This window comes from Dysgonomonas mossii DSM 22836 (genome assembly GCF_000213575.1).
In the GTDB taxonomy this organism is placed as follows: domain Bacteria; phylum Bacteroidota; class Bacteroidia; order Bacteroidales; family Dysgonomonadaceae; genus Dysgonomonas; species Dysgonomonas mossii.
This window is the reverse complement of sequence record NZ_GL892006.1, coordinates 236,533-250,606: the sequence shown is the minus strand read 5'-3', so window position 1 is coordinate 250,606 and position 14,074 is coordinate 236,533. Positions and strand designations below refer to the sequence as shown.

The 14,074-nt window shown below is 37.4% G+C and carries 12 protein-coding genes; 2 read left to right on the top strand and 10 right to left on the bottom strand.

The genetic code is table 11. The annotated features are described in order from the left end of the window. Positions 1–41: 41 nt before the first annotated feature. Positions 42–1,265, top strand: a complete 1,224-nt coding sequence (locus tag HMPREF9456_RS07950; RefSeq protein ID WP_006842982.1) for a 3-phosphoshikimate 1-carboxyvinyltransferase — start codon at positions 42–44, stop codon at positions 1,263–1,265. A gap of 4 nt (positions 1,266–1,269) precedes the next feature. Here HMPREF9456_RS07950 and era read toward each other — a convergent pair whose 3' ends face one another. The 8 genes from era to HMPREF9456_RS07905 form a co-directional block, all read right to left on the bottom strand. Then, complete coding sequence (gene era, locus HMPREF9456_RS07945) at positions 1,270–2,151, bottom strand: GTPase Era (RefSeq protein ID WP_006842981.1); 882 nt, start codon at positions 2,149–2,151, stop codon at positions 1,270–1,272. A gap of 17 nt (positions 2,152–2,168) precedes the next feature. Further along, the gene (locus tag HMPREF9456_RS07940) at positions 2,169–2,702 is read right to left on the bottom strand and encodes a KdsC family phosphatase (RefSeq protein ID WP_006842980.1); all 534 of its coding nucleotides are present in this window, start codon (positions 2,700–2,702) and stop codon (positions 2,169–2,171) included. Continuing rightward, the gene (locus HMPREF9456_RS07935) at positions 2,702–3,472 is read right to left on the bottom strand and encodes a Rossmann-like and DUF2520 domain-containing protein (RefSeq protein WP_006842979.1); all 771 of its coding nucleotides are present in this window, start codon (positions 3,470–3,472) and stop codon (positions 2,702–2,704) included. Before HMPREF9456_RS07935 ends, HMPREF9456_RS07940 begins: the two co-directional genes overlap by 1 nt. After that, complete coding sequence (locus HMPREF9456_RS07930; protein ID WP_006842978.1) at positions 3,472–3,810, bottom strand: LiaF transmembrane domain-containing protein; 339 nt, start codon at positions 3,808–3,810, stop codon at positions 3,472–3,474. The genes HMPREF9456_RS07935 and HMPREF9456_RS07930 overlap by 1 nt, the downstream gene beginning before the upstream one ends. 6 nt (positions 3,811–3,816) lie before the next feature. Further along, on the bottom strand, positions 3,817–4,365 hold the full coding sequence (locus HMPREF9456_RS07925) for a nitroreductase family protein (RefSeq protein ID WP_006842977.1): 549 nt from the start codon (positions 4,363–4,365) through the stop codon (positions 3,817–3,819). A gap of 61 nt (positions 4,366–4,426) precedes the next feature. Continuing rightward, positions 4,427–5,806 (bottom strand): sugar transferase, encoded by a 1,380-nt coding sequence (locus tag HMPREF9456_RS07920; protein WP_006842976.1) that lies wholly within the window; start codon positions 5,804–5,806, stop codon positions 4,427–4,429. Between the two features lie 35 nt (positions 5,807–5,841). Further along, positions 5,842–8,178 carry a type I DNA topoisomerase gene (gene topA / locus HMPREF9456_RS07915; protein WP_006842975.1) on the bottom strand — a complete coding sequence of 779 codons (2,337 nt, stop codon included), beginning with the start codon at positions 8,176–8,178 and terminating at the stop codon, positions 5,842–5,844. A gap of 218 nt (positions 8,179–8,396) precedes the next feature. After that, positions 8,397–9,473 carry a hypothetical protein gene (locus HMPREF9456_RS07905; protein WP_006842974.1) on the bottom strand — a complete coding sequence of 359 codons (1,077 nt, stop codon included), beginning with the start codon at positions 9,471–9,473 and terminating at the stop codon, positions 8,397–8,399. 206 nt (positions 9,474–9,679) lie between these two features. Here HMPREF9456_RS07905 and HMPREF9456_RS07900 point away from each other — a divergent pair, with 206 nt between their 5' ends. Then, a complete protein-coding gene (locus HMPREF9456_RS07900) occupies positions 9,680–12,040 on the top strand; it encodes an outer membrane beta-barrel family protein (protein WP_006842973.1) in 2,361 nt (786 codons plus the stop codon). Between the two features lie 65 nt (positions 12,041–12,105). On the opposite strand, the gene aroB is transcribed toward HMPREF9456_RS07900, so the two are convergent. Next, the gene (gene aroB, locus HMPREF9456_RS07895) at positions 12,106–13,161 is read right to left on the bottom strand and encodes a 3-dehydroquinate synthase (RefSeq protein WP_006842972.1); all 1,056 of its coding nucleotides are present in this window, start codon (positions 13,159–13,161) and stop codon (positions 12,106–12,108) included. A gap of 115 nt (positions 13,162–13,276) precedes the next feature. Beyond that, the gene (locus HMPREF9456_RS07890; protein ID WP_006842971.1) at positions 13,277–14,011 is read right to left on the bottom strand and encodes an alpha/beta hydrolase; all 735 of its coding nucleotides are present in this window, start codon (positions 14,009–14,011) and stop codon (positions 13,277–13,279) included. Positions 14,012–14,074 lie beyond the last annotated feature (63 nt).

Sequence of the window (14,074 nt, the reverse complement as noted above, 5' to 3'; positions counted from 1 at the left end):
TGGGTTTTTACTTTAATTTCGTATAGATAAATAATTATATCATGCAATATAAAATAATGGCTCCAAAGGCCATAAATTCAACAATAGCACTGCCTGCATCTAAAAGCATAAGCAACAGAGCTCTTATTCTGAACGGTCTGAGCTTAAATGCCTCAACCCTGGAAAATCTTTCCGACTGTGATGATACGCAAGTTATGATAGAAGCCTTCCGTTCAGGCAGCAGCCTGATTGATGTAAAGGCTGCCGGCACATCGATGCGTTTCCTTACTGCACTGTTAGCTATAACACCCGGAGAATGGATAATAACAGGTACAGAGCGTATGCAGGAACGTCCTATTAATATTCTAGTAGAAGCTCTGACCTCATTGGGAGCCCGCATATCATATATTGCCAATATTGGATATCCTCCGCTAAAAATAAGGGGTACAGCATTGGATGGAGGAGACATATATTTGTCGGGAGATGTTAGTTCTCAATTTATATCGGCACTTCTGATGATTGCTCCCACAATGAGTAAAGGGTTGACAATCCATTTGGAAGGCGATATTATATCCATCCCGTATATAAAAATGACATTGGGTATGATGTCTCAGTTTGGAGTAAAAGCACACTGGGAAGATAAAATAATCCGTATCCATCCACAAGAATACAGGCCTACTCATTATGTAGTAGAGTCTGATTGGTCTGCTGCTTCATATTGGTACGAAATGGCAGCGTTAACAGACAATGCGCATATAGAACTGAAAGGATTGTTTAAAGAAAGTATGCAAGGCGACTCTAAAGTATCCGAGCTATTTTTGGATTTAGGTGTTAATACCGAATTCACTGAAAACGGGGTTATATTGACTAAATCGGATAGGATAACAAAGAAGATGTTCCATAATTTTGTGAATGAGCCCGATTTGGCACAAACCTTTGTTGTAACTTGTTGTATGATGAATATTCCTTTTATGTTTACAGGATTGCAAAGCCTAAAGATAAAAGAAACAGACCGCATAGAAGCATTAAAAGCTGAAATGAAAAAACTGGGATATCTTATTTATGACAGTCAAAACAGTATTCTCGAATGGAATGGTGAAAGATGCGAGCCAGAAACAGAAGCTGTTATCCACACATACGAAGATCATCGTATGGCGATGGCTTTCGCTCCGGCTGCAATAAAGATAGATCATATCAATATGGCTCACCCGAATGTAGTTACCAAGTCATATCCAAATTATTGGAATGACCTGAAAACTGTAGGATTTACCATAGAGGAGAAATAATATATCAATCTAAACGATATCCGAATTGGCGAAGTATGTTATCCCTGCTTCGCCAATCTTTTTCTACCTTGACGAATATTTGCAAGAATACTTTTTTATCAAAAAATCGCTCAATATCTTTCCGAGCCATTGTTCCCAGTTTCTTCAAGGCTGCACCCTGATGTCCGATAACAATTCCTTTTTGCGTGTCACGCTCTACAATGATAAGAGCTCTTATGTTTATTATATCTTTTTCTTCTTTAAACTCTTCAACAACGACTTCTACCGAATATGGAATTTCTTTCTGGTAATAAAGAAGTATTTTTTCACGAATAATCTCTGTTACAAAGAATCGGGCAGGGCGATCGGTTAATGCATCTTTCTCGAAATAGGGCGGTGATTCGGGAATAAGGTCTATGATGCGTTTCTTGACCACATCTGCATTAAACTTGTTCAGTGCCGAAATTGGATATATTTCTGCATTCGGAAGCAGTTCTTTCCACCTCAAGACCAAGGCTTCCAATTCTTTTTGATTTGTTTGATCTATTTTATTAATCAAAAGTAAAACAGGTGCTTGTACACCCTGTACTTTCTTTAGAAACTCTTCGTTTTTGTCTATTTTTTCGACAACATCAGTCATATATAGTAAGACATCAGCATCACTTAATGCCGATTCTGAGAAGTTAAGCATCGACTCCTGCAACTTGTAATTGGGACGCAAAACACCCGGAGTATCAGAATATACAATCTGATATTCATCGGTATTCACTATACCTAAAATACGATGACGAGTGGTCTGAGCCTTAGAAGTAATAATTGATACTTTTTCACCTACCAACAGGTTCATCAACGTTGATTTACCTACATTGGGGTTGCCTACTATATTTACAAATCCTGATTTATGCATTTTTATTTTTTATGTTTTTAGAATACGGCTGTCGAACTTAGCATTTCGGGTGTCATCCATTTACCTTGCGCCTTCATCACTTGCTCTATCACATCACGGGCAACACCATCTCCTCCATTTTTATGCGAAATATATTGGGCTACACTTTTTATCTCAGGCGCAGCGTTTGCCGGGGCTACAGCCAGCCCAACAGCCTGCATTACCTGATAGTCTGGCAAGTCGTCGCCTGCATATATTATCTCTTCGGCTTTATAGCCTGTTTTTTTCATATAGTCGTTGAGGTCATTTATTTTAACTCTCGATTTGAGGTAAATGTCATTAACTCCCAACCTGTTGAAGCGAAGACGGATATTATCTGTATCTGCTCCTGTGATAATGGCCACACTATAGCCGGCTTTTACTGCAAGATTGATAGCATATCCATCTTTTATATTTACCATTCTTACAGGTGACCCATCTGAAGACAAAGGTATTGAATCGGGAGATAAAACACCATCAACATCAAATATAAATGCTTTTATTTTCTTCAGATCGTAATTTATTGTACTCATTATATACCTTTTTTACCAAACCGATGAATACTTTCGCTCATCAGTTTATAAATTTGTTTTACTTTATTATCATCAATCAGCGACAAATGCTTCTCCATCACATTTTCATCAAAGCGCACAGCCGGACCTGTTTGAGCATCTTCGGGAGATAAAGAATGTACCTTCGATGCTGTTTCGTCAATCAACGGCAAGGCGATATCGAACGGCAAGTTTATTTTAGCCAAAACTTGTTTCGATAAGGTGTACATATGATTCGTAAAGTTGCAAGCAAATACTCCTGTAAGGTGAAGATACTTTCGCTCTTCTGTCGATAATTCTTCTATTTTGGTTGACAACTGGGATGCTATGCTTTTTAGTTGCTCTAATGATTGATCATCCGAAGCCTCCAGAAATATTGGAATATCAGCCCAGTCAACTTTTCTATCTTTACTAAACGTCTGAAACGGATATACTACTCCATACCGGGAAGCGTGTCCTTTAAAGACATCTATAGACATACTACCTGCGGTATGTACCCATAAGCCATTATTTGACGGAAGACTAGCAATCAATTCTTCTAAAACAGAATCTTTTACAGAAAATATATATAAGTCAGCATCATCCACGGCTGATGTTATATCTGTAATAGGTGCAGCATCCACTTCCTTGGCTAAAGCGGATGCAGAAACGAATGTTCGGCTATAGACTTGTACAATATCAAAAGATTTGCTGTACAGCTCCTTAGCGAATTGCGTAGCAACATTTCCTGCTCCTATCAATACTACTTTCATTAGTTCTTCTTTTTGGCACTCAATACCATTGCCACTCCGGCAACGATTAATAAGCCCGGAACAATAAGATTAGAATAATTATGCATCCAACCAAAGAACGTATCAGCATTAAGCAATACTCCTATACCTAGGAATATCCAACCTAAAACTCTCTTAGGCTGAGTGAATAAGAACACAATCCCTGCTATAAGCAAAAAAGAACCTACTCCTATCAGTCTATCAGCATAAGGAATTTTACTTAATACGTCTAACTTGTCCAGCATAAATAAAATACCGAAGATAAGTATGGTTATCCCATAGGACAAACGGTCGTTTGACTTGCTATTATTAGTTGCCATAAGTAGCTATTCTATTATTTGATTTATATTAAAATTTCCGATATGCACTTTCTCCCATTGTAACTTTTCTTCGTCGATAGGGGAACGCTCTTGCGCTTTATTGCCAAATACTATAACGGAAAGAACCTGCAGCTGTATCGGTATATCAAACAAGCTCTTGATATAGTCATTAGAAGCTTCCTCTTCTTCTGTATATCGCTCTCTGATTTGTATCCAACAGCTACCCAACCCCAAGTCTTCGGCTTGTAGCTGCATCATAATGGAAGCGATAGACGCATCTTCTATCCACACATCGCTTGTTAATGGATCTGCCATAACTACAATAGCTAAAGCACAACCTTCTATCGGTTTACTACCCGACTTTTTGCATAGCGACAGCTTTCTTAGCATTTCTTTATCCTCAACTAATAGAAACTGCCAAGGATTTTTACTTTTTGATGAAGGTGACTTTAGCCCCGCCTTGAGAATAGTCTCTACCTGCTGAGGCTTCAATGGTTCATCTGTAAATTTACGAATACTCCGACGATTTGTTACCAAATCTTGAAAATTATTCATAAGTCAATATGATTTATAAATTCTTATTTTATTAATTGATTCTACTCTCCGGATATATAAATTAGCGGCGAGTCAATTCTTCAACTTCCTTTTCAATCTCACTGACAGATTTTACACCTTCTGTACTACTTTTTCTAAGGAGTATATTCAGTGTTTGCATGATCAGTTTTATGTCTAAAGCATACGAATAGCCGTTGATATACAGCAGATCATATTTTAGTTTATCCCTTACCGATGTATTATACTTTCCCTGTACTTGTGCCAAACCTGTAAGACCTGCTTTAACCCTATGACGCAAGTTGTATTCAGGCATCTCGGTACAGAACTGTTCTACAAAGAATGGTCGTTCAGGGCGTGGGCCTACTATGCTCATGTCACCTATGAGTATATTGTAAATCTGAGGTATTTCGTCCAATCTGGTAGCACGTAAGAAGTGCCCGAGTTTTGTTATCCGACAGTCAACATCTTGGGCTAATACAGGGCCCGAAACAGCTTCTGCATTTTCGATCATTGTCCGAAATTTATATATCTTGAAAATTTTATTGTCACGCGTTATACGTTCTTGCGCATAAAATGCTGATCCTCCACCTATTTTTAAAGTCAAATAGACAAATATGAATGGAATAGATAAAACAATCAACCCCAAGATTCCTAAGAAGACATCTGTCAGCCGCTTGAAAATTTCATTACTTTGTCCCAGTCCTAACTCCCTGACATCCAAAACTGGTGAATCGTCTATTTGCAGGAAGTTCGCATTAAATTGGAGTATTTCCGAATTTTTAGGCTGGTATAATACCGTACGGTTACGCTCTATGCAATATAAGATAATATGTTGTTTCCGCTCTTCGGAAACATCTTCGGTAATGAACGTTATATCACATTCGTTGATATAATTATATAAATTAAGATGATCGGGAGAGCAAACATGTTTCAGATTAGACCATATTCCTTTCGCCTCTAGTAATTTGTATGCTAGAGGTTGCGACTTCTCATAGCCAATAACGAGTACCGATTTTCCTTTATTCAGGCGGAAGTGCATTCTATTGGCAAAGAAGTGCCAAAACGTGATTACTACGATCTGCATGGCATAGGCAGTAAGAAGGATACTTCGGGGGAAAGCAAATTCTCTGGCGAGGAAACTTATAGCCATAGTACAAAACAGTAGGGAGACTATAACCAAAAATATGGTGTACCCTATACCCAAAAAAGAAAAATCTTTAGGTTTATCTAATTCAAATATATGGCTTAAGATTAGATAGCAAATACCTATGTAGGGCCAAATAGCAACAAATGAAAACCAGTTTTCGGAGAAGTTGTCAAGGCTATCTTTAAAAATGTAAAAAGACCAAATTATCGAACCATATACGATGGCTAAATCCAACAAAGGTATTAATATCTTTAATCCCCTGTATCCAAATATTTTTTCCAAAAATCTATTCATTCAACTGAATATAATATTTTTTCAAGGAAAAAATGCTACTTCTTCTTCGATTTTGCTTTTGTTTTAGTAGCAGGTTTCTCTCCGGTTGCCTTCACTATTTTCATTGCTGCGTCAAAATCTAGATCAGCAGGCACTGTACCTTTCGGAATTTTATAGTTTGTTTTTTGATACGCAATATATGGACCGTATCGGCCATTTAATATTTGCAAATCTGCGTCCTCTGTAAAAGTCTTTATTATCTTTTCAGCGTCTTTTTTGCGCTTGTCTTCAATCAAAGAAATCGCACTATCTAAATCAACACTGTAAGGATCATATCCTTTAGGCAAAGATATAAACTTTCCGTTATGTTTTATATACGGACCAAATCTTCCTGTACCAACGCTAACATCCTTCTCTTCAAACTCTCCAACCGAACGAGGTAGCTCGAATAATTTCAAAGCTTCTTCTAGTGTTATCGTTGTAATAGATTGTGTTTTTTGTAATCCTGCAAACTGAGGTTTTTCTTCTTCTTCCTGAACGCCAATTTGTACCATTGGCCCGAAACGTCCGATCTTTACAGATACCTGACGTCCCGATTTTGGATCAACACCCAGTATGCGTTCACCTACCTTGTGATCTGTTTGAGTATTTGTTGCAGATTCTACAATAGGATGAAATACTTTGTAAAATTTATCTATAAGTTTTGTCCAGTTTTCTTCACCTTCGGCGATCTGGTCAAATTCTTTTTCTATATTGGCAGTAAAATTATAGTCTAATATTCCCGGAAAATATTCGATAAGGAAATCATTTACAACCACTCCTGTATCAGTAGGGATAAGCTTGCCTTTATCTGTACCTGTGATTTCAGTTTTCTGTACATCCGTAATTTTTTCTTTTTTGAGCGATAGGATATTATACTGACGCTCTGTTCCTTCTATATTCGACTTTTCTACATACTCACGATTCTGTATTGTAGAGATAGTTGGAGCATAAGTAGACGGACGACCTATACCAAGCTCTTCCAGCTTGCGAACAAGCGATGCTTCACTATAGCGACTAGGACGCTGTGTAAATCGCTCTGTGGCTGTTGCCTCTTTCATTTGCAGCGCATCCTGAACTTTTACAGGAGGAAGCAAACTGGTTTCATTATCTATAATTTCATCATCAGTACCTTCAAGATACACATGTAAGAATCCGTCAAACTTGATAACTTCTCCAACGGCCGAAAATTTCATGTTTTTTTCGTTAGAGATACTAACTGTCACTGTGGTCTTTTCTAATTCGGCATCAGCCATTTGAGATGCAATAGTCCTTTTCCATATCAGGTCGTACAGCTTCTTCTCTTGTGCAGTACCAGATATTGAGTGTTCATTTATATATGTAGGACGGATGGCCTCATGTGCCTCTTGCGCTCCTTTCGATTTTGTTGAAAAATGGCGAACTTTTGAATACTGCTTACCATATTCAGATTCAATCTCGTTTTTTGTAGTGTTAATTGCCAAACTGGACAAATTAACCGAATCGGTACGCATATAAGTAATTTTTCCCGATTCGTATAATTTCTGAGCAACCATCATTGTCAACGAAACCGGAAAACCTAGTTTGCGAGATGCTTCCTGTTGTAAGGTTGAAGTAGTAAAGGGAGCTGCCGGAGATTTTTTCATCGGCCTCGTCTCTACTTCTTCTACTTTGAAGCTTGCCTCTTTAAGTTTTTCAAGAAGGTTTAGAGCTTCTTGCTTGGTTTTAAGTCGCTTGCTTAGTTCTGTTTTGATTTCGTACTGAGAGCCATTGTCTTCTTTTGTGAAAATGGCAATCACTCGATATGATGCTTCCGTTTTGAACTGTTGTATCTCTCGTTCACGCTCAACAATCAGTCTTACAGCTACCGACTGAACACGCCCTGCTGATAGTGCCGGCTTTACTTTGCGCCATAGTACGGGCGACAATTCGAACCCTACAATGCGGTCTAGTACGCGACGTGCTTGTTGCGCATCTACCAGATTGATGTCTATTGTTCGGGGATTTTCTATTGCGTTCAGAATTGCATCTTTCGTAATTTCGTGAAAAGCAATTCTTTTTGTTTTATTCTCTTCAAGCTTTAACGTCTTATACAGATGCCATGATATAGCTTCTCCCTCACGGTCTTCATCGGAAGCAAGCCATACAAGGTCTGCTTCTTTTGCCGCTTTTTTCAATTCATCGACAACTTTCTTTTTGTCGGAGGGTATTTCATATATGGGAGTATAATTGTTCTCCAGGTCTATGCCTAAATCTTTTTTCTTTAGGTCTCTAATATGTCCGTAACTAGACATAACTTTAAAATCTTTCCCTAAAAATTTCTCGATAGTTTTGGCTTTCGCCGGAGACTCAACAATAACTAAATTTTTCTGCATACAATTAAATCAAGGCTTGTGTTATATTCAAGCATACTAAACGCAGTGTACTCGAATAATACATTCTCTTTTGAACGGCAAAAGTAGTGATTTTGTTTTAAATAGCAGAATAAAAACAATTTTAATGCCGTAATTTTGTGATTTTTTGGATTGAAAATCAATAAAAAAAGAGCTATCGCTAAATTCTTTAAGCTTTTATCCAGAGTTATCTTAACCATTTAGTTGAACAAAACAGGTTTTGATTCTATAGAAAAGTCTGAATAGCCGAATTCTTCAAAATTGTATGTGGATAAAATTCTCTTTACTATATTTATAAATGCGGCGTAATCATATATAATGAAGTCGATATACGAAAAGTGAAAGCCTGTAGCACCGCCTATCGTATTGGCAATACCATAGGGTACAGTTTCTTCAACGATCTTGTCTTCTATCTCTCCTCTGAAATTTATTATATCTGCGCGAGGCACATTTATATTTTCAAAGAATGCGAAGCCAAATACCACTCCGTCTTGCTTTGCTTTATTAAAACGCACGGTCTTTTTCCCATAGAAATCATTGAGGATGGAAGAGCAAGAGGTGTATCCCGAAAAAATATCTTCTCGCAAAGTCCAATCACTATTTTCTTTTGGTTCTATACGATATCCGGTATATATTTCGGTTGGATTATCAAATTTAGGCCAACTGTTTTCTTCTATTGTTTTGTTTATAAAAGACCTTAATTCGGTTATTTTTACAGTTTGCTTTTTAGTTCTTTCATTCACAAACGTAATAGAACCAATATATTCCATTGTATATAGCTCTCCGATAAACTGATCTAAATATATAAAGAGCATAGAGTAACGTTGGTCTTCGTCAAGAGCCATCAGTTTCGATGAATATATTTCAATATTCACTTTGGGTCTTTCGTTCTCAATTTCGGGATAGATTTCAATATCATTTTCTCCGATTTCTATGCCATACATTGTAAGTGTAGAACCAGCTTTAGCATGTGCAGGCTTGGATGAATAGAAATTCCATTTCTCGCACAGTTCTTGTGGAGCATGTTGTAACCAGTAGTGTAATTGCATTAATCGAGAGCGATCTCCTTCAGGCGTTAATATTAATTCATATTTGCCTTCATTGTTTATGCCCATTTCGAAATAGATTTTATGGAAAGCGATTTGTAATATACTGTCCACAAAGTTGAGTAGAGTTTCTCCTTCTACTTTGTTATTCATCATTTCTCTTATCTGACTTTCTTCTTCCGAAAAAGAACTCCAGAATTTAGTAACTCTACTTTTGAATGAATTTTGCATGTAGTTAAGTTTTTATTATATATATTTACTATTATTTAGTAATGTTATTATATTTACGTAAATATAGACTATAAATCAAAGATAGATAATAAAACTCATTATCAAATACTCTTGATAACACTTGGTAACACTAAGTAGTAAAACGGAAACACATCATCAGCTTGCTGTTATCTACTTTTGCTATACAAAACGAATATAATAAAACTATGAAGCCATTTTTACTATCACTCTTACTAAGTATCGCCGTTGTAACCAATGCACAGGGATATATGCTGAAAGGCACAACAATGAATGAATCGAACCAAACGGTAGAAGCTGTGACATGTATTCTCCGAAATTCAAAGGATAGCCTTTGGCTGAAAACAACGATTACAGATACACACGGTTCGTTTGAATTCAAGGATATTCCTAATGGAGAGTATACACTCACCCTGCAACACATGACATACGAAAAGGAAGAACACCCTATTAAGATACAGGATGCTGACATAGAAATTCCGCCATACGTCCTTCTTTCGTTAAACAAAGAACTGAAAGAGATTGTAGTAAGCGGCGAGCGCCCTATCGTAAAATCGGAAGCGGGAAAACTGATTTATGATGCTCCTTTACTGATCAAGAATAAAGTAGTATCAAATGCATTCGAAGCTTTGCAGAATGTGCCAAGCATTACCGGAGTTGGTGACGATCTCAGCCTAATCGGAACATCAGACTATACTATTCTGATCAATGGGCAACTGACCAGTATGAGTAAAGAGCAAATAATAAGCATGCTCAAATCGATGCCGGCATCTCGTATATCCAATATTGAAATTATGTATAGTGCACCACCTCAATACAATGTAAGAGGTGCTGCTATAAATATTGTACTCAAAGATCAGAATGCAGACTTACCAACTTTACAAGGAGAAGGAAGTGCAGAATATAAGCAAGCACACTATGCGGGATTTGGTGTAAGAGGAAGCTTGTTATATACCAAACCTTCATATAATATTGATTTCTCTATTGGTGCAGACAAGGCTAAGAGTTGGTCCATCAGCGATATGTTTGCAATACATCAGTTTGATGGTCATGCATATGATATTTCTCAGAAGAACTATTCTATGCCCAATCCCGAAAGTTTGAATACCCGACTTGGACTTGGTTTTAATCTGAAGAATGAGGATAAGATAAAGGTCGTATATACCGGTAACTTCGACAAATATGATGCAAGTCATACTTCGCAAACAAAATATCTAAAAGATGGTAATTCATACACAAGCATAGATTCGAAAGACGATGTAGTGGGGAATGATTATTTACATAATCTAAAAGCGGAATACAACTCTCACAAGAAGCTAAATATCGGAGCTGATTATACCTTCTATAACGACCCGTCAACAACCAAGTATTATGACTATGAAGATGGTCAGACATTAAAAACCTCTTTTAAAACCAAGACAGCGCAGCGTGTAAACAAAATCCTGTTATTTGCAAATCATACAGTGTCAACCAAAAGTGGCTGGGATTTTAATTATGGAGGCAATTTCTCATTCTCGGAAAATAACAATAGTTATGACTATTATAAGAACCCCGATAACACCGTAGTAGACTCAATAAATGATACTAAACAGAAGGAGTACAATGCATCTGTATTTGCCGGATTCTCTAAGAAGTTTGGCGAAAAGCTATCTGCTCAGGCTTCAATATCCGGTAACTATTTTCGTGCGGCGATAAACATTATGGGCGAGAAGAAAACATTGTGGAATGACTTTCAGCCATTTGTAAATGCAAACCTGACTTATACTCATAGCCCGCAGCTAATGTATCAATTATCGTTCTCTTCTGACATCAACTATCCTCCATATTGGGCGTTAAGCACCGATCGGTTTAAGATCAATGCCTATTCATCGGCAGAGGGGAATCCTGAGCTTAAATTCTCGAGAGAATACAGAAGCCAACTGAATGTAATTTATAAGCAGAAATATGTTCTTGGGGCTTATTATGAATATACTCCCGATAGATTTATACAATTGCCATACCAGTCTCAGAGCAGTCTGGAGAATATATTCCAGATGGTAAATCTCGATTACGAAAAGCAATTTGGAATATACCTCGTTGTCCCTTTTGCAATAGACAGGGTGTGGGATACTAAAGCAACGATCAACTTCTTCAGACAAGAAGAAAAAGACGATGAGTTCTATGATGTTCCTTACAAGAGAAGTCTGTACTCCTTTGTAGCACAGTTGCGTAATACATTCAATATATCTTCCAAACCAAATATAAAGATCGATGTTTCAGGTTTTTATATGAATGGAGCTCTGCAAGGGATATATGATATCAAGCGCATGTGGGATATAACAGCCGGTGCCAAATGGACATTCTTAAATAACAAAGCCGAACTCATGGCACAGGTTGAAGATATATTTAAGAGCAATGGTGCAACAACAAAGATCGATTATATGACACAGTATAGTACGATGAAGCTACATCCGAATGCTCCCGTATTTAAACTATCATTTACTTATCGGTTTGGCAATTACAAAAAGCCGAAAGTAGATGAGGTGGATACTTCACGATTTGGCAGATAACAACTCTTCATACTAGACACTATTTTTATAAATCCTCAGGGAATATATTATTCCTTGGGGATTTATTATAGCCCTACACTCTCGCGAAGGAAATCGATAGCATCGAAAATATCCTCTTTGCTTGCTGTTTGATTGATTTCTATCCTACCCACATCCGAAAGGAAAGTGAAATTTACTGTATCCGATTCATTTTTCTTATCATGCTTCATATATTCATAGAGCCGCTCGTAATGGTCGCAATCGAAGTAGAAACCATGATAGTTGTCTTTGATGAAATAAATGGTCTTGTACATTTTCTCTTTCGGAAAACCACAGAATCGATGAGAAAGATACAATTCGCAAATGATACCCCATGCAACAGCATAGCCGTGTTGGACAGGCTTATTTAGTTCGTAAGACATGCTTTCGAAGGCGTGCCCGATGGTATGCCCCAGATTAAGAGCTTTGCGTAATCCTTTTTCGAAAGGATCGATTTCGACGATGCGTTCTTTCACCCCAACAGAGTCTACAACCAACTGTTTCAACTTCTCATAGTCAATTTCCTCTGTGTCAAACGACATAGTTGCCAGCCATTCTTTATCACTGTCTATCAATCCATGCTTTATCATCTCTGCATAGCCCGACAAGAAATTCTGATGATCGAGGCTTTTGAAGAAGGCGGAATCAATCAGTACTGTTTCGGCAGGAGCAAAAGCTCCTATTTCGTTCTTCAATCCGTTGAAGTTTATCCCTGTTTTCCCGCCTACGGCAGCATCAACAGCACCGAGTAGGGTAGTGGGTATATTGATACACTTGATGCCTCGTTTGAAACTGGCCGCAGCAAACCCTCCGATATCTGTTAGCATTCCACCACCAAGATTGATAAGCAAAGAGTGGCGGGTAGCTCCATTTTCTGAAAGATACTTCCAGATAGAAGACAATGTTTCTATATTCTTGTTGTCGTCTCCCGCCTTTATTATAATCTTCCCGGCTTTTGCAATCTGTGCATTATCTTTAACCAGAGGATAACACAACCTTTCGGTATTTTCGTCCGTTAGCAAAAACAATTTGTCGAATGACAATCGGCTTAGGATATCAGACAAATCTTTATTCAGGTCTGTAGACTTTATAACTTTCTGCATCTGTCGTTATTTTATTTTCTTAAAAGGTGACAAAAGTAACAGGTTTATCTCTGTTTTTTTGTGTTACCTTTTGTTCTTATATTTACTATATTAAGATAAATTTGTTATACAAATATCAGTCTCTTAAAAACTGAAGAATAAGATCATTAATTTGTGCAAGCTGAGACGATGTCCCTTTATCATCCATATCTCCATGCTTAATGTCATCAAACTTAATTATTCTTATCGAATACTTCATCTGATCTTCAGGCGAAGGAAGCACACCTTCATCAGCTTCAAAATCGCATCCTCGCAATGAGTATAACTTCGGGCTGGATACTAAAGGTATAGGCATTCGTCTGTGGTCTAAAGATATTGCCCGTTTGATATATTGAGGGTATTCCGTTGCAAAAAGCATTGTCATATCTCCACCATTAGAGTGACCAATCAGAGTTACATTTTCCCAATCAAGATCGGGGCGTATTTGCTTTAATTCATTTATGGTAAAAAGAATATTCTTAACGCCTCTTTGCCAATTAGGCATACGGACTTCATACGGCTTACCTTCCAGAGGTAACAAGTCATCACTCGCTAGCTCATGCTGAATACTTATTACAAAATACCCTTCCGAAGCTAATTTTCGGGTAATACTCGAGTAATCTTTATATGCCCCACCTCTATTTTGGTCGTAACCATGATTCATTATAATCACCTCACATTCTTTTGTGTGCTCAATGGGTGAATAAATAGCAAGAGGGATCAATCGCTCACGTGATTGGTCATATAAATCCATTGTATATTCTGTAATCGTCTGGCAGAATAAATGGACAGGAAGTATAAGTAACAAAAATATGAGTTTTGAGGTCTTCATCTAGCTTCGAATTTCAACAAAAAGTAACAAAAGTAACAGTTATTTGCTTGTTTTATATGTCAC